Consider the following 22,922-nt stretch of genomic DNA (forward strand, 5'->3'; position numbering starts at 1 on the left):
CCGCCTGCCTGCAGCGCCTACGCGAGCGCCTAAAGTCGCTGCCCAATGTGAAACGACCCGGTCGCTCATGCGACCGGGTCGTCAAGTCCCGCCCTTCACGCTATGCCGTTCGCTTCCTCAATAGGGACCTTAACTGAACGGCATTAGGCCGTAAGGCCCGTCTTCGGTGAAGGGATAGAGCTGCACCCCCATGTCACGAATCCGCGGGTCACACAGTGCCGGATCGGGTGTGCCGCCGTAGCCCGTGGTCTCGGTCGAACCGCCATTGGCACAGTTCTTCTTGAGGTACTCGGCAAGTTGCGTGACAGTGGCCAGCTTGCCCTGGTCAAGCCACAACTGATCGATCGCGATACGCAGTTGCCGATCTTCGTAGTCGGTGAGCGGGCGCGACGGAGAGATCATCTGGCCGACGGCGAGCTTGAGCATCTGCAGGTCTTCCTGCTGCTCTTCCTCGTTCTCCGTGTTGACCATCCAGAACGGATTGAGGCTGAGACCCGAGTCGTTCGTGAAGCGGATGTACTGCCCGCCCAACGTGCCAGCCAGCTTCTCGTAGGAGCCGCCAACGTCGATCACCCAGGCTCGGCCGCCCACGGCCAGCGTGCGCTGCAGCAGCTCGTTCAGGAAGTTCGACTTGCCTGAACCGGACTTGCCCACCACGATGCCGTTATAGTTGCCTGACGGGTTGGCGAAGATGTCGATGCCCATCATCTGGCCCCGCCGCCCAAAGAGCGTGAGCACCGCCTGCTGAATACCGTTGAGTTCGCGTGGATCAGTGCCAGTCCACTCCGCCAGCACCGGCATCATGTTGGCCGCGTTCTCCATGGTCTTTGTGGTGCAGCGCCCGGTCTTGCGCAGGTCGCCCTGCAGCAGCGGCCCGTACATCATCGGCAGCGCTGAGAGCAGCGCCTGCTTCTGCATCTTGCTGTCGACCACCAGTTCGCAATTGATCGTGCGCCAGATCGAGCGCGCGGACTGCTCGGCGTTGGCGAGTTCCTCGGGTGGTGCGAACAGCAGCAGCTGGTGGTAGACCTTTAGCGTGCCGCTGCCGCGATCGAAGGCGGCCTGGGCTAGCTTCCAGTCAGCATTGACGTCGTGCAGCCGCGGTAGCCACTTGGCAAGCGGCGAATCGGCCTTCTGCTGGGCGCGAGCGGCCAGCAGCTGCGTCTTCTGCTTCTCACTCTCCACGTTCGGGATGCTGCACCCGAAGGTGACAAGGAACGGGCACGGATAGGAAACCGCATCCGAGGTTGCGCTACCTAGCAGGGCTCCCATGTGCGCCAGCGTCAGCCGCTTGCGGTAGTTGCGTACTGACATGGCGCGCATGCCGACGGGCGGTGCGCCACCGCCGGTGTACAGGATATCGTCCGAGCTTTCCGCGGCAGCCGTGTCAGCCGCGATGATCTGGTCGCGCAATGCGCGGCCCGGATCGTAGGACAGCCACGCGTGATCGCCGGCCAGCGTGCGCTGCGGGTTGAGCAGCAGCGCGCACCAGTTGATCAGGTCCTCCGGGTCCCATGTGTGGCCGTAGAGGTAGTACTGAGCGAGCGTATTGATGACGCTCTGACGCGCCGTGACCGCATTGCGCCTGGCCATCTCGTCCTTCAGGCTTTTGGCGGGAATGACCACACTCAGGTTCGCGCGGAAGTCGCGCATGCGGAAGTTGGTGTTCGGGAACAGCTCCGTGCGCGCACCCTTGCGATAGAAGGCGTTGCGCCGCTCGCACATCTTGCGCAGCAGCGGAATCTGCCCCTGCGGCGCTTGCGGCGAGCCGACGGTGCACGCCAGCGCCGCGTCGAGCTGGTGATCCAGCACTGGGGAGCCGAATAGTTGCACCTGGATGCCGGTGTTCTCGGGCAGCCCCACTTTGAACAGGTTGACCAGGTTGGCGGCCATCTCGCGATCGGCGCCGAGCTGCGGGGAAAGCTCGAGCGTGAAACCAAAGCCTTCGATGGCGCTGGGATCCGCCGAGGGCGCGGCGATCACGAAGAGCTCATTGTGGCGGTCGTAGCCGGTGTAGGGCAGCAACTGGGAGAATCGATCGAAGGGCAGTGGATTGCCTCGGCGCGGCGTCACCAGGTCGTCGTCGAGCTCGCGGTAGTTGGCCTCGGTCTTGGGAAACAGATTACGGAGCATGGCAGCCTCATTCCCCAACCATCGGGACAGGGGACTGCGGCATCGGACTACCCTGCCCCATCGGTGGCATGAATGGCGTGGCGCCAGTGGTGGGGGGCTGGGCCTCCGCCGGCTCTGACGTATTCGGCGCCTGCAGCGGATAAACCGTGCGGAAGCGACTACGCAGCAGGTTCTCCCGATTCTTCTCGATCAGCCATTGCCCCCTGGACACCAGCACATAGAAGTACTTCTGATCGAACAGCGTGCCGCTGTCGTCTTCATAGGGCGCCACCCATACCCGCAGCGTGCGTTCGGGACTACGCGCCGGCGGCCCGGAGTACGGCGCCGCCATGGCTGCGGGAGATGCCATGCGCAAGTCCTCGCCCTGCAGGCCTGAGGACGTCGGCATGCCCGTCTTCGTGCCCGCGCCCGGTACGTTGCCGGCCTGCAGATTGGCATAGACGCCCGACACCGACAGGCACGACGACCCCTGCGGTGCGGCACAGGCAAAGTGGCTCTCGGCATTGAGCCCGGACATGTCGGCGCAGCCCGCCGCGAGCATCGCGGCTGCGCACAGGCCCGGCAAGGTACGGCGCATGGCGGCCCCCTTAACGCGCAGCGGTGGGCTGGCCACCTGACAGGAAGGCGTCGATACGCTCAAGCGAGGCCGCACCGACCAGCTTGCGTCCATCGGCCGCGAACATCGTGGGCGTGCCTTCTACGCCCAGCTTGGCCGCCAGCGCCAGATTGCGCTCGACGGGCGTAGCGCAACTACCCGGCGCCGGCAGGACCTTGGCGCCCATCCATGCATCCCAGGCTGCGGAGCGATCCTTGGCACACCAGATGGCGGCCGACTTCTTCTTCGCATCGGGATGCAGGCCTTCCAGCGGATACAGGAAGGTGTAGATGGTGACGTCATCCAGCCCCTTGAGGGAAGCTTCGAGTTGATGACAGAACGGGCAGTCCGGGTCCGAGAACACGTAGAGCGCACGCGAGCCCTTGCCGCGCACGGTCTTGATCGCGTCCGCGATCGGGAGCGCGCCGACGTTGATCTTCTGCAGGGACTGCTCGTGCTGGGCGGTCAGATCGACCTGGCTACTCATGTCGTACAGATGGCCGAACAGCGCATAGCGCCCACTAGCTTCGAAGTACGCGACGTTCTTGCCCATCGATACCTCGTACAGACCCGGGATCTCGGCCGCCCGGATCTGGCTGAACTCCGTCTTGGGGTATCGCTCCTTTAGCGCCTGCAGCACTGCCAGGGCCTTGGGGTCATTCTGTGCGAAAGCAGGAGCAGCGCTCAATGTGGCGACAGTGGCCAGTGCCGCGGCAGCAGCGTAACGGCGCATGGTGTACCGGATGTTGGCTAGTGGCATTGGAATCCTCATTGACGTTCGATGGTGAAGCCCTTGGTCACGACGATGTCTATCACCCGCTCGGCGTTGATCTCGACCACGGGGAAGGTGTTCTCGGCGAGCTTGATGTAGTAGCGCGCCAGCATTTCCATCGCCTTGGATGCGCCACCGGCAGCGCCGGCGCGCAACAACTGGTTGCTGTCGATGGTGCTGGTCACGCCGCCCAGCGGGGTGGTTGTGGTAGTGGTGGCAGCGCTCTGCAGTGTCTGGCTGAAGCCGGCCCCGAGGCCTGCCCACATGGCGTTGGCAAGCATGGCGCCGGTCTTGGCGACGATCTTGCCGCGGATACCCGCCTTGCCGTCCTCGCCGGCGGCGTAGCCGGTCAGCTTGACGTCGATCGCACCGCCCGACGCGTCGATGCAAGACAGGCGGTCGGTGCGGATGTAGGCGCGCTCGGACGAGATGTCGCCATAGCCATTGCCGGTGATGACACACCCCTCCAGATCCCCCGTGAAGCCGTTCGGCAGGTTGGCTGCGTCAATCACAGAGAACAGCGCAGGATGCGGGTTGGTCTGCCCTTGTCCACTGGTAGGGGCGTCCATGCCTTGCACCAGCATCACGCGCATATTGGTGCCCGGCGGGATGTAGGTCTTGACGCCGCGACCGCCCGCCCGGTTGGGCAGCAGCGGGTCCTCCGGTTCGAAGCGCTCGCCACTACGCGGCGAGCGGTGCCCTCGCCTGCTCTCGTTTGCGTTGGCCTCCAGTTGGGAATAGCTGCCATCCACGGTGTTACCCCCGGTCGCTGCGCCCTGCCTTCCTGCGCCGCCGTCCGGCGTCACGCGGATCCGGTCGATCCTGGCTTCATAGGTTGGTACGGCCTGCGCGCCGGACGCGCCAGGCGTACCCGGCCCACCCAATGCTGGAGACGGGGGCATGGCGCCGGCCTGGGTGAAGGGGCTCGCTTCGCCGGTCATGCGCACCGGCGGCGGCGCGACCAATCCCTGCTCGGCTGCGGCGGACGCGGCCGCAAGCGTCTTGGCTTGCTTGGCCTGTTCCGCCTGGCCATCGGAAACATTCTTCCTGAGTTCCGCGAGATCACGGCGCATCGCCTCGATCTCACCCGTGGACAGGCTGCGCCAGGCATCCTTGTCCAAGTCGCCCACCGACGTGCCAATGTCGCGCGTCTTGGGCGCGGGCACCAGCGTAGGCTTGGCGCCAGTCTTGCTCGGTGGTCCAATGAACACCACTGTCGTGACCGCGATGGCCCCGAATACAATCGCGATCACGCCCAGGCGCTGCCATTGCGCACCGCGGTTGCGGCGGGTCGACACCGCCATCGACCTGGCGGCGGCCTTGCGTGGCTTGAGTCGCTGCAGCCATGCGGTCCAGTTAGTCACGGCTCACTCCCCCAATCACGTAGAGGTGGGTCTCCTCGCCCGGAGCGAGCTCTGCGCGGTCCAGGCCGACCGCCATCACGCCCGGGCGATAGAACTGCGTCTCAGACAGGAACAACCGGTCCGTGCCGGTGTTGCGCAGGCGATAGACTGCGCCCTGGATTGTGCGGCTGGCATAGGTACGCAATAGCGTCACCCGCGTGCCCGACAGGAAGGGGATATCCGCGTCCTGGGACTGCAGTTGATATCCGCGCAAGGCAGCGTTGTTCGCCATGGTGACCATCAGCTGGCTGATTTGCGCGTCATAGGACGGCGCCTTCGACACCACCGTCACCGACTGCAACGCGTCCGCCGCACGCCCCTGCCCCCCGCGTGCGGCGCCTTCGCGCAAGACGACGGTCTCGACACCGATATCGGCGGGCCGCATCACGATGGGATATTTCCTGCCGGTGGTCGCCGAGATCACGAAGCCCTCAATCGGACGGAGCACATTGGGCGTGAGCAGGATGTCGCCGGCCTCGCTGTCAGTCTGCGTGGCCAGGTCGCCCTTGGGCACGTCGAGGCCGCGTAACTGGCCTCCCTCCATCACGAGGCGCGTGAGCGCTGTCTTGGAGATGCGGATTGCCACGGTCTCGTTCTCGACCAGGTCCACGTTTTGCGCCGCCTGCACGAAACTCGCGCAGAACAGCAGGGCCAGGCTAAGGTGCAGTTTGCGCGGTCTCATCAGCGTCTTCCTTCGTCTCTTTGTGAGGGGCGCTTTCCACGTCAAGGCGCGCCACATCGTTTCCGACCACCTCGCGCAGGCTGTCCAGGTAAAGCTTGCCGCCCGACATGCCGAACTGGACCCAATAGCGCCTGGGCAGGTCGGACGTACGCTTGTCGCCGATGTAGGTGGCAAGGCTGCCGGCAAAGACCATGCTGTTGCCATCCTTGCCTGGCGTGGCTCCACTGGGCGTGAACGTCTGCGAGGCGTTGAGATCGCGCAGCTTGGCGCAGTCGGCATCCAGCACGCGCTGCTGCGCGCCATAGGAGCCCGCACCCACGTAGCGCAGGAACAACGTCCTTTGGCTCGCGCAGGTCAGCGGCGTGCGGTTCCAGCGAAGCTGCAGCAGATAGCCGCCCATCTGCTCCAGGTAGGCCGGATCCAGGCTCTCGTCGTCCACCCAAAAGCTCTTGTGGATCTGCGGCGGCACCAGCGTCTCGCGGTTGCGATCCTTGTGCAGCAACACCTTGGCCGCCAGCAACGCATTGCTGACCACCATCAGCACCAGGAGCCATTGGATCGCCTTGCGAATTCCGTAGCGCGCCTGGATTTCCTCGCCCATGCGATCGATGTCCATCCCCTACCCCAAGAAACAGCGCATCGCGGACGGCGGCGTGCGCTGCAGGCCGATATTCACTGGCAGATACCAGTACGAGAGATGCACGCTGTATTTCTTGTGCTTGTTCGACTTCATCTTCTGCAAGGTGACGCCGGCCGCAATGCCCAGCACGCCCCCAACCAGGAAAGAGTCAGCAAAGGCGAACCCGAGGTAAAACAACAGTCCGGTGATCATGGCCACGTCCATCTCCCAGAACAGGAACTGGTGTGGATCGTCCAGGGTCTGCGGGACCTCTTCGTCTATCGGCTGCTCGCTCATTCCGACTCCGTGCTTCTGTCTTCAGTCTTCGTTCGTCAGTCCGCAGCCGTCCTCAGATCGTCGCGGTGAAGATGCCGTCGATGATGGTCGGCAGGTTCCAGATCACGATGCCGATCAGGATGGCGCCAGCGAACCACAGGGGGCTGCCCTTGGACCAGCTCATGAGCACGCCGCCCAGGCCGATCATGATTGCGGCGATCTTGCCGGGGTAGCCAGTAATGAGGCCGACGAAGTACTCGTAGGCAGCCTTGTACTCGGCACCCGTGGTACCCGCCTTGACGGTGAGCGCCGTCAACGCAAGCAACAGCAGCAGCGTCGCGAAGATCGCCAACCGGTGGCGCACGACGGCGTCACAGGTACGCGCGACCAAACGCTCGGCAAAGTGCGCGTGGGATTGCACGGTCAATTGCATAGAAGAACCTCTCATCTATCACCTGCCACCATTGGCAAGCGGTTCCATTGGGAACACGGTCGCGGTCTGCCGCTTGTGATCGAGCGACAGATGCACATCGGTTTGCACCGCATCGGCCATGCGGGCGAGCAGTTGCTCCTGCAGCGCAGTAGACGCCATCACCATCTGAATCGCAGCCGACACCATGCAACGCTCGATATGCGAATCGCCACCGAAGTGCGTCCGGCGAAAGGTGCGCAACTGGGCACGGATACTTGCGCGCAGCAGCACGGCCTCATAGCCGGGCTGATGGTCACGAGGGGCTGGCTTCGTCATGGACCTGGTCCTCATCAGGAGAATGGGTTGGTTCAATTGGCTGCGCTTGAGCCAGCGCCACGCGCACCGCCTCGATACCAGCACCCGTCGGCTGCGGCGCGCCGCGGGTCGGGCGTCTCTTGAGCGACTCGCGAGCCGCCATGTCGCTATCCGCCAGGCCATCGAGCTTCGGCGAGCCGGCCTTGGGCCAGTTGCGATAGACCTTCCAGGTGTAATCGGCGCGAGCAGCGCGGCATTGCGCTGCGGACAGTGTGCGGCAGCTGGCGTTGTAAGCCCCGACGCCATTCCAATCGGAACCCGTCTCACGCAGGTGGTGAGCGAGTATCCAGGCACCAACCATGACGTTCTGGCACGGCGCGTATAGCGCCTGCTCGCTGATGCCAAGTGCGGCCAGCTTTGGCAGCCAGGATGAATTGATCTGCATCAGACCGATGTCATAGGATCCCGTGCGCGCCTTGTGGCCGAGATTGATGGCCTCGGGGCGCAAGCTGCTTTCGGTCTTGGCGATGGCAACCAGCAGTTCGGGATTGAGCCCGTAGCGTGCAGCCGCGGACTCGAAGCATGTGGCCTGTGCGGCGACAGCAGTGAGCATCAGCGCGGTGGCGACAAACAGGTGATTCGTTCGCATGGGAAAAAGCCTCCGGGGCTTGCCCGGAGGACAAGGAGCTACGATCAAGTTCTGTCGATCGCGGGGTTCTCGGGGGGAGGAGCTGAGCACCATGCGATGGACAGGGGGAATGCTAGATCGGAGGCCCTGTGCGATTCCAGCGAAAACCTGCGGCACGTGCTGCAGGTTTATCTTTGACATTCTTATGGTTCTGCGATAGTGCGGCGGTCTAACGGCGCAACGGGCGAGCACGTTGTTCGTGGCCCGGTGCAATCGGAAGCTCCAGACCTATGCACTGCTCTCAGGTCAGTAGCGGCGGGTTAGATGTGACGACGCTCATCGGGTGAGTGGGCGTCTGAGGGGGGACGGGGCTCTGAGTTGGCCATCGTCACTTCATCGCCTGAACGATTCCATCAATCCGATGCATTGACAGGTTGTACCCACTGTCGATAAGAGCGATTTTGCCTTGACCGGGATCCGGCCGGAAAGGATTCAAAAAATCCTCAAAATCCATAACGGTAAGGGCCTTACCCAAAGGGCTGTTCCACTTCCTTCCTGCCGGAAGTGGAACAAAGGGGTAAAGGACTCAAGGGGAATGGAAGGGCCTAACGGTAGGGCGAACTTCAAAGGGTGTACCAGTCTCCAAGCACTTGTTTTGAGGTGGACATCCGCGAGTGATGCCAATTGCCACCGGGGACATCGAATCCATCTGAAATTTGATCTGGTCCGACGATGATGTCAACGACCGTTTCCCATAGCGGCCGTCGCCCTTTCCGATCATCTCCGCGTCGGATCAAGTATTTGGCCGAGTTAATGCGCCATCTCATATGGGCGTTGAATGACAGCTACCTCAAAGATGCAATCTGTAAGAAGGAAGCTATAGATCACGATGGAGAGCGGATTGCCATTCGGCCCATCGATCACGGCAACCTGACTGGCGATGCCATCGGTCGCCATTCCGATATGCCATAGTCCAGATACTAATCGCCCAGAGCGTGGAGTCATGGGATACGGAATCGTGGTTGCTATAGACCATCGCTCATCTAGGCGGCGCACTAGGTCCGATCGTTTTACGCAAGTCGGCCCTGTATGTATGGCTACACCGACGCTTGGGGGCCGAGCGATGCCGCCTTGAATACTGCTGACGCCTTTGAAGGTCGGTCCGCATCCCGCAGTAAGCCGAGCTGTCTCTTGCTTCGGTCCGACGCCAGAGTTGACCATATGACACTCCGGGACCACCGTGGCAATCTGGTCAATTCCCCATAACAAGGAAATGGGAGCTTCAGCAAGCTTGACCACTGCCGCCTCGAGATTCTGAACAGGCGGAGTCTCCTCTCCGTGTGCCCGGGGGGCCGTCAGCAAAGCGACGACACATAAAGCGTGGGCGAGAATGCGATTCGATTGTCTTTCAACGCCACGGAGACCTGGAGGATACGTAGGGGAATCCATCATCTTCTTCTGGACAATCCTAAGTTGCCGCGTGTGTTCCAACGACTGCTTCTGGTAACCCATGGCGGACACGCGATCCGCCGGCAAGCATACAGCCCCGTACGTCGTGGAAGTAACTTTGCTGCTCGATCAAGGACTCCGGCCGTCTCTCAAGACAGCTTCTCCCGTGCGGGGATTCGTCAGGGTGACATTCTCAAGCGCCTTGATTCGCCACTCGCCAAGTTGTCGCGTCAGCACGGCAAGGATCAGCGTGTCGACAGCGTGCGGGCCCGCAGGATGAGCCGCACCAACCGTGAGGCGGCTCCAGAAGTGAATGACCGTCGCATCGTTGCCGATGGGGATCACGTCGATCAGCTCGTTATCCAGCGTGGAATCGCTGTAGATAGTTGCGTGGATGGGCGCATGCAGCTTGATAATCGCCTCGACGCCCCGTACGTAGTGCCCGAACCGGTTAACAAAAGTCGCATCCTCATGAAACAATGTGCCGAGGGACTGCATGTCGTGGCTGTTCCAAGCGGTCTGAAACGCGTGGAGCACGTCTTCGGGTTGACTCAATTGAATCATAGTGGATTCTCGCAAGTGTCTACGTTGCGACGCCCGACGTCCGCATCGGACGATTGCTGTCGAGCAGTCAAAGCGAATTCTGCTTTACCATGGAATGTCGGCTCATGCCCGGCTTGCGACGGCCGCGATTGAGGGGCGGTCGGCCGTAGCCGACCCAAAGCGGACTTTCGACTTAGCGAAACGTCACAGGTACTTCTCGACGTATGGGCGGATCTCTCCTAGTTGTCCGCTACGAAAGGGCCATCATAATATTCCGCAACGAGCAGGACCGCCGCTAGCGCCTTGTCCGGTGAGACACGGCCATTCATGATGCCGAGAACTTCGTTTTGGCTGTAATACCTAGCGGCGGTAGACTTATTCAGAACGTTTTCAAGCCCTTTCTTCGACAGAATTTTGAACGTCTCGTGCACGGCCGCTTGTAGTTCATCATCTCCAGCAACTATTTCGTATGGCAACCGTTCGAACACTCGATCGTTAATAACCTCGTCTATCACGCTCCGATGCCAAACGGTTCCGACCTGAGGGTCTTCCTTTGTTGTGATCCCAAGTCGACCGGTGTAGATGCCCGCAAGTATGGCGAAGGGACGGCTGTTCTTATAGGTTGCCCCACCAATCTTGAGAGTTCCATTTGGACTATAGAAGACCACCGGCGCCCCTGACATCCCACTCTTCGATGCGCTGTCCACAAGGAACTGGGCCTGATTGTTCCATCCGTTCTGGACTGAGGAAGCAATAGTTGCGCGCTTCCAAACTGGCTGCCCCGTATAGTCGCCTAGATTCTGTGGATACCCGGGAATGAATAGTTCTTCCGTAACGTCTACGGCTTCGAGCCATTTATCGGAAACATCCCCGGGCGGCAAAAAATCCTGAATAGGGACAACCCTGCTCATCGTGTCGCCATCACCGGAGTGAGGGATATATACGATATCGCGTTCTTCCCCGTCCGATGAGCGCGTTTCCATCTTGTGTGGCTGATTGGGGTCAAAGGGAATCACTGCGACATCGACCCGGGGGAAATTCTTGCTGCTTACATAAAACAAGGATTTTGTGTCGTCCTGCAGCGGCAAGGTGAATGACATACGTATGGAATGGGATACGCCCATCCTGAGCGCCACCGAAGCAACAACGTTGTCCGGTATTGCAGCATTCTTTTTATCGAGTGGAACGAGTGTTTCAATGTGGCGACCAGCGAGGTTGTGCCACGCAGTGACGATGAAGTACTCGTCATGGCGCCTGTACATTACTCCAGTTCCCGTCGCCAAACTTGTGTTTTGAAAGCGCATTGTCAAATGGACAACAGCATTGTTTACTGGCGACATTGCAATCTCCTTCGTACTGTAATTGGACCTACATGGTATCAAGCTGTCCGATTCGGAGGCCGAGTAGGCTGTCAAGTCCTTTAGTCGACGGGTCGGTCGAATGACCCAAAATGGCCAGCTACAGCCCTCCGATCCGGCAGCCGTTCTCGATAGCGGTCATTCATAGTGCTGGGGCTTGATCCCGTCGAAGAACCGATCTAACGTCGTTCTCTCATGAGCGAACAGTGCGAGCGCGTACCTCAACCAGACCTCCCCGGCCGGATGCGAAATTCCTAGCTTGCTAACAGTGGCCCGACGCCAAAAGTTGATCATTGAGTTTCCTCGCAAGCCAGATCCGACTCAGCAACTGTTTTGACACTCGAGCCAGTCGGTACGTGATAAAAATCCTCAATGCTCAGAGGCTCACGAGTGTTGTTAGGTTCGTCAGGATTTGGGCCCTTAGGTTTTCTGAGCTCACCCGGCGTAGCTCTGCGAGTTGCGTAACAGTGTCCGAAACGGAAGCCGGCCGGACTGCAGCCCCCGATACCAGGACGAAAGGACCGTCCGTCTCCGTGAGAAGCCGATTCACTGGCAGTTGCTCGACCAAGCCTCGATGCTTCGTCGATTTGAGCATCTCCGAGTTGATCGAGAAATAGCACCCCAGGTCGACGGCGCGACGAGCCTCGGCCGCAGACCCAGTGAACCAGTGAAGAACGACGTGACCGCGATCTGTCGGAAGCTCCCGCTCCAAGTGTTGCAAGACCTTCGCCGCCGCGCGGACGCTGTGAATGGTCAGGATTTTGTTGCCCTGCTCGGCGCACATCCGGAGGACTCGTGCAAACACGCGCTCCTGTGCTTCGAAGCTCTTGTAGAACCGCGGGCCGGCGTCCAGTCCGACTTCACCCACATAGCGAGCCTCAGGCAACAGTTTCTCGAACAGACCGATCTCTCTCTCTCGCTCGCCAATAAGCTGTGGGTGAAGCCCGAGCGCTACACGTACGTGGTTGCTACCGGCCGCCATGTCCCTGTTCCTGGACCAGGCCTTCGGTGTAGTCGTCACTGCCAAGGTGGCGATGCGCTCCCGATCACACTCGGCAATCAACTGCGCATGGTCCGGGTACAGATCCAGGTGGCAGTGGAAGTCGACCCATCTCGCTCTCGTCGCTGACGATCCCGTCATAGCGGTTCTGCCCGGACCCCATCCAGCAGCCGGGCAACCTCCTGGAGTCCCGCCACGTACACGCCCTCATACGCCTGCAAGGCAGGCACATGTTCATTCAACGGACCAGCGCGGTGTATATCAAAGCGAGCGCGCTCGGGTGTGCGCCGCAGCCGAGAGATCGCGAGCTGAAAGGACCGGATATGACTTCCCTCGGCCTTCTCGGTGTCAATCACCTGCGCGAGTAGATCGGGTAATTGGTAGGGCGTCGTATCGGTAACGCCACCCGCGAGCAATGACGCTCGACGAATGAGACATGGAACGCAATAGCCACAGTGCTTGGGCTGACGCTGCGCCTCGTCCTTGGCAAACCGCGTCTTGCCCGGAGACGAACAGGACATCGTCTCCCGGGCATAGGCTGCAAGGAAACTGTGATCGGCGCACTCTTGCGCCATCTGCCCCTTGGTCCGAAATGCGTACCGATTCATCAGGTGTGCGCGGATCCCGAGCGCCCCGAAGAGCTCGTTCATGCGAGCCATGTAGAAGGGGTGTGTTGTCCTGGTGCTCAGAGATCCAAGGCGCAACGGGTCAAGGGGCACGTTCAGCGAAATCCATCCGTTCTCAGGCACGTGGATGGTGATGTCGCCGCCGATTGCGTCAGCAGCCAGCGCCGCGAGCGCGAAGAACATGAAGGAACGGCCGCGCAGTGTGTCCTCCACTGGGGATTCATCGACCGTATCCTTGGGAAATCCGACGCGTGCTCTGATGTGGTTGAACTCGGCTCCGGAGAACCTCGCCTTCATTCTTTCGGCGCACATTTTTTGGTGCTGACTCGTGATCCCGTCCCAATAGTGACTGATCAGGAGGGGGGTGGCGCCGCCCGCGAACAGATCGATTGCTCCGATGAAGCTGTCGAGTCCACCCGAGAAGAGGCAGACACTGTCGGGGTTGGCTGTCCGCAGGTTTTCTGTCGCCGGCACGAGAACCGCTCGAGAAGGAGCGCGCGCCCGGAACTGCATGGTCCACTTGTCGCCGGTGAGAAAGTTCAGCGTCGTTTGAAGAAGCGAAGATTGAGACGCCCACAATGCCTGATCGGCGACAGGTACGCATATCTCGATCTCGCGCGTCCACCCGTCCTGTGCGAGCGCCTCGCGGGAAACTCGGGTGTCCGCAGCCAACACGGTGGCCGCAACGAGGGCAAGGTCGATGGTTCGTTCACTGGGAACGAGGCCCAACACGTTGAGTTGGTCCAACGCCTGGCCCAGCCCGAAGTCCAAACGATCGTAGCCATCGATGAAATTGATCTCAGTGACGTGCGCGTCAGTTCGCGCCGGTGCGACAGCTTCAGTGTCGGATACCCCGAGGCGGGTCACTATGGAATTCGAACTCATGTCGCATCCTCTCCAGCATCGGCGATCAGCGAGAAGGCAGCCTCGTAGATCTCATTCGACCTTTGTTCCACGTCACGACTACTCAAAGCCTCCAGCCCGGTTAACAGACCGGACAGATGAACCCGGCAGCATCCTTCGATGAAGTCATGAAGTTGCTCATGAGCGTGCTCGACCGTTGCAATATCCGCAGGCATCGTGATTCCGCGTGCCCCGATGTCGGCGATCACCCGACCCTCAATCGATAGTGCGACGAAGTCCAGGAAGAACTCACGGAGTTGTTCTGGGGCAAGCTGCGCAAAAGCTGTCGGCGCATCGCGATCCAAATTTCCGATGGCTTCTAGCATCGCCTGCCGAGAGATGGCTTCGTCGATGGCGCCGCCAGGTGGGCAGAGGAATTCCAGCATCGCGAGGAACACCTCCGACGCTGGCTGATGGGCCATGCTCTCAAGGTCGAGTTGGCGTAGTGTTTCGACTGGTCCAACCGCTTGGAAGTCCCTGACCACTCCGAGGAGTCTTGCTCCCGAAGCACGTGCCGACCCCATGCGCTGTGCAGCGCGCCGTGCGCCCCCAGCACCGCCTCGCGAGCCTCCGCCTCGTCCACCACCGCCCACATAGGACGAAAGCGCCGATCCGAGTGCGCTCGAACTGCCGGTCTTTGAGAAACGCGTGAACGCATTGCGAGCCGCGGCGAACCCTCCGGCGGGCGTCGACTCGCTATCGGATTGCGCGGGAGACGCGCTATCGGCCGACCCGCTTCCGTCGCCATTTCCATCCGCTTCCGCATCCCCGTCACCCGCGCCGCCGCCGGCGTCTAGCCATGTCGGAACGAGTCCATTCGGAGGACCCCCATATCCCTTTGATGTTCCCATCGCCCCCCCTCACACTTTCTTTGCGATTGAACTCATTGCCGTGGCGCCTCTCTTCAGAAGCGTGTTGCCGTCTTGCTCCCCCCAGCCCGCGACAATCTCCTTTGCTTCTGACTTCAACGAAGCATCCTTCAAGATTGAGATCATCGCCACTGGCCACACACCCACCTTACCGATGTCAAGCGCCTTCGCGAAATCAAGCAACTGTCGCCCCATCTCCGGGCTGCGCTCCGCTAGAACCATGAGCCCTTGAACACCCTTCGGTTCGGTCTTCAGGTCATCCGCTTCCAGCACCTGATTGCTGACGGCCCCAAAAACCTCGTCCAGTTCTTGCGGTGAGAGCTTGGCCACTTCGGCTACAGCGCCTCTTGCGACGAGCTTGCCGCCCATGAGCCGTTCCACGATGCTCTCCAAGTGGGCGGAGTTCGCGAACYCGCCAATGGCCCCGCGCTTATCGCGCGTCACGAACACGTAGGGCCGAAGGTCAACCTCTGTGAGCGCGGGTTCGATCGAAGCCCAGCTGCGGATCCATTCATTCTTTTGCCAGTCAACAACTTCCTGCGCCACGGATTCTTCGGCTTTGCTCCCGGCTTTCTTGGCCCCAGCTTCCGCGTTGGCATCAGCAACTACATTGGCGGCTGTACTGGCTTGCTTCAGCGTACGTTCGAACTGCGCCAAGGCCGCCGGCTTACCGGCTTCCCCTGTCGCAAGCTGAGCCAGTTGCTTGTAAAAGTCGGGGTAGAACCGCTCGGCAAGCATGATCTTGCCAAGCACCGGGAGCTTGATGTCCGTGCCGAAGCCACGTTCGTGCGCGATTGCCTGCCGCAACATCATCGTATTGAGAAAACGTTTGATCTGACGAGGATTCCCGTGGGTTCCCTCTGTAAGGATCCTCGTCAGGACGGAACTGATGGCATGCGCCTGCCGGATCTCCTCGGGAAGCGGTGTTCCAACTGCCTCCTGAAGCTGGCGCATGTCGAGGCCACGACTCTGCCAAGGTCGCTTCATGTCCTCACGCGCAGCCTCCAGGAGCTTCGCGAAGCGTTTGTCGCCACTAGGAAGCGCCAGCTCTGCAAGCAAGAGAGTGATGTAGGTGCGCGTTTCTGCGAGTCCGAGGGCCGGTACTCGGAAGGGCACCTGAATGAGCTTCTCCAGGTAGTTCCTCGCATAGCTCAGGGGCCCCGTGCTAGGTGGCAGATCCGGAAAATGCTCCCTAACCGCGTACTCGATCATGACTTCGTCCGCGCCGATGACGAAGGCGGTGCGCTCCACCATCAGAAACAGCCTGATGGCCTCAAGTGTAGCGATCGCAGTTTTTGGCAAGCAGCGGTCGAGGTCATCGATTATCACCACCAGACGATCAAGCTCTGCTGCTTCGAGCAGAGCGTTGAAGTCCTTACGAAACTCATGGATCTGTTCTGGAAGCCGCTCCGCGTCCTTCGGCGCCTCCTTCAGGAATTGCTGCGACTCCGAGGCGAACTTCTTCAGGTCCTCTGCTGACACGTGATCCTGAGGCTTCTGCACGAATGCCTTGATCGTCTCCACCACGTCTTGCAACTGGTCGAGCGTAGGTATTCCGGTGGCCGCGGTAAACGCCATACCGCCTGCCTTTCTCGCAACCTTCAACCAGTCCACCCGGCGCAGCACCTTCTTGGCCGCGTCGGCAACCTTGGTCGAAGTTGGTCGCGAACGTCGCAGTTCATCGACGATCGTCTCGATAACGACGGTCTTGGCGTCTTCGAACCCCTCGAAGGTCCAGCCGTTGAACCACAGGCAAAGAACCCGGTCCTTTCCCCGGAGGGCGGACTCGGTCATCTTGAGGACGCTAGATTTGCCAGCGCCCCAGTCCCCATGGACACCAATCGTGACCGGAACGTCAGGTGTCTCGTTGATAAAGCGGACTACAGTGCGTGCGATGGCCTCGTAGTGCAGGAGATCGGTTGCTGTCTCTTGATCGTTCAGGAACATAGTTGATTTCAGTGAGGTGTTCTGGGGGTCAGCACTCAGAGCTACGCCCTCAGGGCAGCTCTTGCGATGGCACCTTCGAGACCGTTACCTGCAACCGATACTCGAATAGTCGATCCTTCGCGAGGATACCGTTGCATCGACCAGTTGAATCTGCAGCTGTTCCTGGCCGTTCCCATCCATTCAAACTCCGTACGGAGATGGAGGATCTCCCATGATAGCTCGATCTCGCTGCAAGATCGTAAGCGGGCACGCTATGCGTCGGGCCGCCGTTAGCAATTGTTCAGCGTCACTCGCACCGGTTACTTGAGATCTGCGCCCCAGTTCGCTGAACTGCCTCAGCAGCTCGTTGAGCCTCAGCGGAATCGCCTCGGGCCATCGCACGCTCTGACCAAGCGAGGTTTGCCGTGTACTGCTGCCGCAGGGAAGGGCAGATGATGCCCGATGCGAGTCGTTTCGCAGACTGTTGGTCGCCAATCACAAATGGCTGCGCACGATCTTCCGCGTTAAGTTGGCCAATGGACTTACGAGACAACTCTGTCTTGGCGTTGTCTGGGCAGGGCGAGTCCTGGAGAGTGACTTTTCCCGCCGGACTTCGGCACTGATAGATCGTCTGGGCGTGGACACCTGCCCCGATCAGCATGAGCAACAACGGCATAAGCAGCATCGCAATCCTCCTGTGAGAATTGTGCAGACGCCAGCCCCAGCGTAGCCCCCCTCTGTAGAGGGGTGTCCTGTATCCTTTAAGCAGTGCCTTGGGATGCTATCGAAAAATCACCTGCCAAGCCATTAGAAACCTGCGCCATCTGCCGCAGGTTTCCGCTGGCACACCCGTGCTCTGGTCCGTATCGTTTTGCCAGTGACGAATTCTGCGAGCGCGGGCTCGCCCTTCTCTTCATGGCCAAACTTCATGCCAACGGCGCCGCCAGCGACCCGCGCGCCAGCGCGTTACAGCGCCTGCTCGCTATACTGCAACAACGCAACCTGGTGCGCTGGCGTGTCACCCTACTACTCTGGCTCAACCGCTTTGATGGGCTCGGCGAATTCCTGCCCCGGCCAGACGATCTACCGGACCATCAGGTCTGTTTGCTTCTGGCCCAGTTGCCTGAGTCCATCTCGGACACCGAGTTGGCGCGATGCCTCTCGCGGGCCGACTTTCTGACATGGCGCGTGCGCCATGCTGTCTCTCACACCCTCTGGTCCTTCGTCGACCAGCCCTTCGCTGATTTCGTTCGAGACGCAGACCCGGTCGTGTACCAGTTGGATATCGAGCATCCCGCACCAGACGCCACCGCCCACTGGCTGCTGACGCAGCAATCCCAAGCTCAATGAACTGGATCTGGCACAGCATCGGCGCCGGCGGCATCCTCGCAGTCATCGGCGGCTGCGCCTTGGTATTGCTGGCACGCCGCCAGCCCGACGGCGCAGCTCCGGACACGCCATCACTGCCTGGCGGGCAGTTGCTGCCTCCGACCGGAAGCGACATCCAGGTTCACACGGCAGAGCAACTGATCGGCGGCCTGCAACTGCAGGGCCTTTGGGAGTCCATTCGCCAGCGTTCAGGCTTCACCGCCGCCAGCTTTGCGCGCGACTGCGCCCCGCTCCTGCACGCTGTCGCAGACCTGTGCCAAATGCTGCCGGCGTCAGAGAGTCACCACCATGCGCAGCCAGGCGGGCTGCTGGTCCACCTGTTCGAGGTCCTGAACCATGCCCTGGGCATCCGGACCAGCTATACCCTACCGCGCGGCGTACCACCTGAGGATATCCACAAGCTGCAACATCTGTGGACCTACGGTGTCTTCGTCGGTGCGCTGCTCCACGACATTGGCAAGCCGATGGCCGATCTGCAGATCACGGCGCGCGCCGGACATCGAAGCTGGCCCTGGCATCCGCTATCAGGCTCCCTGGCCGACGGCGGTGCCCAGACGTACCGGGTGGCCTTCCAGGCCGATCGGGACTACACCCGGCATCAGAAGCTACCCGTCATTCTGGCCCAGCGCCTGATCCCGCAGCCTACGTTGCAGTGGCTGTCGTCCGATCCCGTTCTGCTGCAGGAGCTGATGGCCTATCTGGGAGACGAGCACGACGAGAAGAGCCTGATTGCTGAGATCGTGACCAAGGCCGACCGCGAGTCCGTGGCACACAATCTGCGGTCCGGCTCCCGTGCCCGCTTTGCTTCGGCCAGGGTTGTGCCGCTGGTCGAGCGTCTGATGCGCGAGCTTTGCGCCCTGCTCGAGGAGGGAGGACGGTTGCCGCTGAACCGTCCCGGCGCAGTGGGCTGGATCTACCGGGGAGAAGCCTGGTTCGTCTGCAAACGATTGGTGGAGGAGCTGCGCCAGGCATTTTCCGCCAAGGGCGAGGGCAAGGGCATTCCTGGTCCGGATAAGGACGAGCGGATCTACGACACGTTCCAGGAGTATGGCGCCGTGATATCCAATCCACTGACCCATGGCGCGATCTGGCACATCCGCATCGAGCTGGAGACATGGTCGGCAGATATGCGGGTGCTGCGTTTTCCGTTGGAGAAACTGTATCGGGATCCGTCGCAGTATCCGAGTGCCATCGCAGGCCGGATCGTCATTCTGGATCCTGGTGCAACGATGCCCGCACTAAACCCCAACCCAGCTGAGACCGCATCCGGTACCAGTCCCTCGAAACCTGTCGCTGCAGCCGCACGTAGTGCGGAACCTGGGCCGGGTTCCCTGGCCGCCGCCGCAATGGATGAATCCAACGTGTCAATGGCTGGCGCGCCCGCTCCACCTGCTTTGGAACCCGAGTCGATGCCTGCCCTCAACCAGCCGGATGCTGCGCCGGTCTCCCGCGCCAGCTCCCATGACGCTGCACCAACCGTGGCTCAATCGATTGACGATCCGACTCCCGAGAGCCTGAGCGCAGAGGACTTCCTCGATGAGGCCGAATCGGCCTCCGCCCTGCGGGGCGAGGTCCGGCAACGGAGTGCGGCAGCCACCGGCGCAAGCCGTCCCGCCCCCACGCCAAGAATGCCTCCAGCGGAGATTCTCCCACCCGTGGTTCCAGCCACGCCCGCCCTACCGCCCCTGACACCACGTGACGAAGCGCCCCCGCCACCATTGGCGCTGCAATTCATGCGGTGGCTGCAGGAGGGCATTGCGCAAGGCAGCTTGCTGGTCAATAGCTCCCAGGCACAGGTCCATTCGGTCAAGGAGGGCCTACTGCTGGTGACTCCCCGGATCTTCCGCCAGTTCACGCACGACACCGATCCACGCGCCGAGAGCGGGGAAGCCCTGGAGTACACGGCGGTGCAGAAGGCGGTCTTCAAGGCGCATTGGCACTACATCGCCACCAAGCCGGCCCCGAAGGGTCGCAAGGCGACCCGAATCAATATCTTGCGCTACACCACGTCCGGTGGCGGCCCGGGTGGCGCTACCACCGCCAAGCCGCTCTCCGGCGTCGTCATCCTGCAGCCCGAGCGCTTCGTTAATCCCGTCCCACCAGTGAACTGCCACCTCACTTACCGCGAGGACATCACCCTCAACCTGGGCCCCTCCTCCTGAGCTACCCCTGCCTGACGTTGGAGACTGGATATGGCGTATCCCATCGAGAATCTATTCCGCCCCCCTGTCGAGCTTATCTCGGCCGCCACGGCCACCATGGCTGGCACGGCGCTACTCACCGCCCCGCATTGGTTCATGACGCCACCTCCAGTAGCATGGACAGGCATGCTGGGTTTCTACACGCTTGCCGCCTGGCGCCTGCACCAGGGCTACCGGATCGTGCGTTTTCACCGCAACTTGAAACGGCTGCCGAAGTACGTCATCGCCGCAGCGGACGTACCGGTCTCCGATACCTTCCTCTTCCTCGGCCGGGGCTTTGCGTGGGACCAGCGCCACTCGCAGCGGCTGCTGCAGGCCCGGGATCCCGCCAACCAGAAATATGTGGCACGCGGACGCGGCGAATGGGGCGGCGTGGGGGGCGATCCCACCCTCCACGGCGTCGAACCTGACGAAGACATCGTCGTGATGGATCTGGCCGAGCGCAATGGCCATACGCTTGTGCTCGGCACCACCCGCGTCGGCAAGACCCGGCTGGCCGAAGTTCTGATCTGCCAGGATATCCGCCGCGGCGATGTCGTCATCGTCTTTGACCCCAAGGGCGATGCCGACCTGTTGCGGCGCATGTATGCCGAAGCCCGCCGCGCCGGGCGCGAGAGAGATTTCCACTTCTTCCACCTGGGCTACCCGGACATCTCGGCGCGCTACAACCCGGTCGGCAGCTTCAGCCGCATCACCGAGGTGGCCACCCGCACAGCAGGGCCACTGCCCAGCGAGGGACAATCGGCCGCCTTTCGCCAATTTGTCTGGCTCTTCGTCAATGTCATCGCACGCGCACTCAATGGCCTGGGCCACAGGCCCAGCTATGCGCTGATCTATCAGCACGCCACCAACATCGATGCGCTGGCACAGGCGTACATCGAGCACTGGCTGGACACGACTCAGCCCAACTGGAGAAATGCATTCGAAGAGTATGCGAGCGATGAGGACCGCCGCAAGACCAAGACCAAGGAAGCGCAAAAGACCCAGCATGCGCTGGACCTGCTGCTACTCATCGATTTCATCAATGCGCAGGCATGGTTCGACCCAGTGGCCAACGCCTTGGCCGGGCTGGTGGCCAAAGAGCGCGGCTACTTTGAAAAGCTGGTGGCCTCCCTTTATCCGTTCCTGGAGAAGCTCACCACCGGAAAGATTGCGGAGCTCATCTCCCCCGACTACGAAGCCACCGGCGATCCACGCCCGATTTTCGACTGGATGTCGGTCATCAACCGCGGGGGCATCGTCTACGTCGGCCTGGACTCGCTCTCTGACTTTGAAGTCGGCTCGGCTATTGGCAACGCCATGTTTGCCGATCTCACCTCCATCGCCGGCCAACTCTACAAGTTTGGCGCCGGCTTTGGCCAAAGTACCGCAGAAGGCAAACGCCGCATCGTCGTTCACGCAGACGAGTTCAACGAGCTGATCGGCGACGAGTTCATCCCGCTGCTCAACAAGGCCGGCGGCGCYGGCTTCCAGGTCACGGTCTACACCCAGACCTGGTCGGACGTCGAAGCCAAGATCGGCAACCGCGCCAAGGCTGGGCAAATCGGCGGCAACCTGAACACACTCATCATGCTCCGGGTCAAGAACAACGAAACAGCCGAGATTCTGACCAACCAACTGCCAGAGGTTTCCGTCGCTTCAACCATGCTGGCCAGCGCCGCCTCGGACACCAACGACCCTCGAGATTTTGAAGAATTCGGCTCCCGCAGCGAGGACCGCATTTCCACCCAACGCGTGCCAATGCTGACCCCGGCCGATCTGGTCAAGCTCCCCAAGGGCCAGGCATTTGCGCTGATCGAAGGTGGCAGGCTCTACAAGCTGCGCCTGCCGCTGTTCGACCCCAAGGCGGACGCCACCGATCTGGCCTTGCCAGCATCGCTCGAGGTGATCGCCGCCGACATGAAGGCACGCTATGACAGCGCGGCCGAGGCAGAGACCCTCACCGTGCCGGGAGGCTGGCTATGAGCTCCCGCTACGAATTCCACGAACTCAAGCTCATCCACGTCTTCGTCTGGCCGCTCAAGCTGCTCTGGAAAATCCTGTACATCTATGGCGTGCTATGCGCCATCTGCGTGACGACCTTCCTGCTGGCCGCCCACTATCTCTGGGCCTCCCCGGTGGAAAACGCCTACCAGATTTACCGCCATTCGATGGAAGCGACCACCCTGCTCGGTGCACCCTCAAGGGCCACCTGGTTGGTACAACAATCTGCGGACTTCGCCTACTGGCTGTTCTTCCAGGTCACCCAGCTACACGATATCCTCTCCCGCCTCACCCACAACATTGCCAATAGTGGGACCGACGCCACAATCGGCGAGAGATTGTTGCGGCCGTGGCTCAAGGAGCTGTGGATCGCAGCGCTGGCCGTGAAGACCTTCGGAAGCCGCCTGATGCTACTGCTGACCGGCTGGCCGGTGCTTCTGCTGGCCTTCTGGTGCGGCATGACCGATGGCCTCGTGGAACGCTCGATCCGTAGCGCCAGTGCTGGGCGCGAATCGTCCGGCTTGTACCATCGCTCGAAATATGCCCAGTTGAGTCTGGGCGCCACCTCGGTCCTCGTTTTCGTCTGTCTACCGTATCAGCTTGATGTGCGGTGGGTTTTGTTCCCTATCGCCCTGACCATTGGGATCCTGGCGAGGACGCAGTGGAAGTTCTTTAAGAAGTATCTTTGACCAAGCGGCTGTTTGTGGGTGGGTCATTTGCCGTTGCAGCACCTGGCCGCTCACCTGTATAGCAAGAACGAATTGCTCCCGCGTTCTAAATGGCGGGCACAATCTAATCGCGCACCACGCCTGTGGCGGCGCCAAGGCGATGTAACATCCC

General features: G+C 61.2%; 21 protein-coding genes and 1 pseudogene. 5 read left to right on the plus strand and 17 right to left on the minus strand.

The features are described from left to right. Window positions 1–137, plus strand: a pseudogene (locus AB4061_RS37015) (IS4 family transposase); the annotation flags it as partial. Here the strand turns inward: AB4061_RS37015 and AB4061_RS37020 are convergent. From AB4061_RS37020 to AB4061_RS37100, 17 genes are all read right to left on the minus strand, one after another. Next, on the minus strand, window positions 130–2,133 hold the full coding sequence (locus tag AB4061_RS37020) for a TraC family protein (RefSeq protein WP_441641080.1): 2,004 nt from the start codon (window positions 2,131–2,133) through the stop codon (window positions 130–132). The pseudogene AB4061_RS37015 and the gene AB4061_RS37020 overlap by 8 nt on opposite strands. A 7-nt stretch (window positions 2,134–2,140) precedes the next feature. After that, on the minus strand, window positions 2,141–2,710 hold the full coding sequence (locus AB4061_RS37025; RefSeq protein WP_441641081.1) for a TraV family lipoprotein: 570 nt from the start codon (window positions 2,708–2,710) through the stop codon (window positions 2,141–2,143). A gap of 10 nt (window positions 2,711–2,720) precedes the next feature. Then, window positions 2,721–3,488 (minus strand): DsbC family protein, encoded by a 768-nt coding sequence (locus AB4061_RS37030; RefSeq protein ID WP_441641082.1) that lies wholly within the window; start codon window positions 3,486–3,488, stop codon window positions 2,721–2,723. A gap of 8 nt (window positions 3,489–3,496) precedes the next feature. Continuing rightward, a complete protein-coding gene (locus AB4061_RS37035) occupies window positions 3,497–4,864 on the minus strand; it encodes a TrbI/VirB10 family protein (protein ID WP_441641083.1) in 1,368 nt (455 codons plus the stop codon). Continuing rightward, window positions 4,857–5,585 (minus strand): TraK domain-containing protein, encoded by a 729-nt coding sequence (locus tag AB4061_RS37040; RefSeq protein ID WP_441641084.1) that lies wholly within the window; start codon window positions 5,583–5,585, stop codon window positions 4,857–4,859. The genes AB4061_RS37035 and AB4061_RS37040 overlap by 8 nt, the downstream gene beginning before the upstream one ends. Then, window positions 5,560–6,201: a TraE/TraK family type IV conjugative transfer system protein gene (locus tag AB4061_RS37045; RefSeq protein ID WP_441641085.1), complete on the minus strand. Its 642-nt coding sequence runs from the start codon at window positions 6,199–6,201 to the stop codon at window positions 5,560–5,562. The genes AB4061_RS37040 and AB4061_RS37045 overlap by 26 nt, the downstream gene beginning before the upstream one ends. Before the next feature lie 3 nt (window positions 6,202–6,204). Further along, on the minus strand, window positions 6,205–6,501 hold the full coding sequence (traL, locus tag AB4061_RS37050) for a type IV conjugative transfer system protein TraL (protein WP_441641086.1): 297 nt from the start codon (window positions 6,499–6,501) through the stop codon (window positions 6,205–6,207). A 52-nt stretch (window positions 6,502–6,553) separates the two neighbouring features. Continuing rightward, complete coding sequence (locus AB4061_RS37055) at window positions 6,554–6,913, minus strand: hypothetical protein (RefSeq protein WP_441641087.1); 360 nt, start codon at window positions 6,911–6,913, stop codon at window positions 6,554–6,556. Between the two features lie 18 nt (window positions 6,914–6,931). Beyond that, a complete protein-coding gene (locus AB4061_RS37060; RefSeq protein WP_441641088.1) occupies window positions 6,932–7,228 on the minus strand; it encodes a hypothetical protein in 297 nt (98 codons plus the stop codon). Further along, entirely contained in the window at window positions 7,206–7,856 is a 651-nt protein-coding gene (locus AB4061_RS37065) for a lytic transglycosylase domain-containing protein (RefSeq protein WP_441641089.1), read from the minus strand. The genes AB4061_RS37060 and AB4061_RS37065 overlap by 23 nt, the downstream gene beginning before the upstream one ends. A gap of 1,557 nt (window positions 7,857–9,413) precedes the next feature. Next, window positions 9,414–9,848: a YybH family protein gene (locus tag AB4061_RS37070; protein WP_441641090.1), complete on the minus strand. Its 435-nt coding sequence runs from the start codon at window positions 9,846–9,848 to the stop codon at window positions 9,414–9,416. A gap of 218 nt (window positions 9,849–10,066) precedes the next feature. Then, the gene (locus tag AB4061_RS37075; RefSeq protein WP_441641091.1) at window positions 10,067–11,167 is read right to left on the minus strand and encodes a hypothetical protein; all 1,101 of its coding nucleotides are present in this window, start codon (window positions 11,165–11,167) and stop codon (window positions 10,067–10,069) included. A 394-nt stretch (window positions 11,168–11,561) separates the two neighbouring features. Continuing rightward, window positions 11,562–12,326 carry a Qat anti-phage system TatD family nuclease QatD gene (gene qatD, locus AB4061_RS37080; RefSeq protein WP_441641092.1) on the minus strand — a complete coding sequence of 255 codons (765 nt, stop codon included), beginning with the start codon at window positions 12,324–12,326 and terminating at the stop codon, window positions 11,562–11,564. Further along, a complete protein-coding gene (gene qatC, locus AB4061_RS37085; protein WP_441641093.1) occupies window positions 12,323–13,696 on the minus strand; it encodes a Qat anti-phage system QueC-like protein QatC in 1,374 nt (457 codons plus the stop codon). The genes qatD and qatC overlap by 4 nt, the downstream gene beginning before the upstream one ends. After that, entirely contained in the window at window positions 13,693–14,565 is an 873-nt protein-coding gene (qatB, locus tag AB4061_RS37090; protein ID WP_441641094.1) for a Qat anti-phage system associated protein QatB, read from the minus strand. Before qatB ends, qatC begins: the two co-directional genes overlap by 4 nt. A 9-nt stretch (window positions 14,566–14,574) precedes the next feature. Beyond that, complete coding sequence (gene qatA / locus AB4061_RS37095; RefSeq protein WP_441641095.1) at window positions 14,575–16,530, minus strand: Qat anti-phage system ATPase QatA; 1,956 nt, start codon at window positions 16,528–16,530, stop codon at window positions 14,575–14,577. A 286-nt stretch (window positions 16,531–16,816) separates the two neighbouring features. Further along, window positions 16,817–17,194 carry a DUF4124 domain-containing protein gene (locus tag AB4061_RS37100; protein ID WP_441641096.1) on the minus strand — a complete coding sequence of 126 codons (378 nt, stop codon included), beginning with the start codon at window positions 17,192–17,194 and terminating at the stop codon, window positions 16,817–16,819. Between the two features lie 230 nt (window positions 17,195–17,424). Here AB4061_RS37100 and AB4061_RS37105 point away from each other — a divergent pair, with 230 nt between their 5' ends. Genes AB4061_RS37105 through AB4061_RS37120 form a run of 4 tightly spaced genes read left to right on the plus strand, consistent with a single transcriptional unit; the run spans window position 17,425 to window position 22,771 of the window. Further along, a complete protein-coding gene (locus AB4061_RS37105; protein ID WP_441641097.1) occupies window positions 17,425–17,859 on the plus strand; it encodes a hypothetical protein in 435 nt (144 codons plus the stop codon). Then, window positions 17,856–20,060, plus strand: coding sequence for a MobH family relaxase (mobH, locus tag AB4061_RS37110; protein ID WP_441641098.1), 2,205 nt, complete (start codon window positions 17,856–17,858; stop codon window positions 20,058–20,060). Before AB4061_RS37105 ends, mobH begins: the two co-directional genes overlap by 4 nt. Before the next feature lie 30 nt (window positions 20,061–20,090). After that, window positions 20,091–22,064 (plus strand): type IV conjugative transfer system coupling protein TraD, encoded by a 1,974-nt coding sequence (gene traD, locus AB4061_RS37115; RefSeq protein WP_441641099.1) that lies wholly within the window; start codon window positions 20,091–20,093, stop codon window positions 22,062–22,064. Further along, on the plus strand, window positions 22,061–22,771 hold the full coding sequence (locus tag AB4061_RS37120) for a DUF4400 domain-containing protein (RefSeq protein WP_441641100.1): 711 nt from the start codon (window positions 22,061–22,063) through the stop codon (window positions 22,769–22,771). The genes traD and AB4061_RS37120 overlap by 4 nt, the downstream gene beginning before the upstream one ends. The last annotated feature ends 151 nt before the right edge of the window (window positions 22,772–22,922 follow it).

Source organism: Cupriavidus sp. YAF13 (assembly GCF_052113425.1).
Classification (GTDB): Bacteria; Pseudomonadota; Gammaproteobacteria; order Burkholderiales; family Burkholderiaceae; genus Cupriavidus.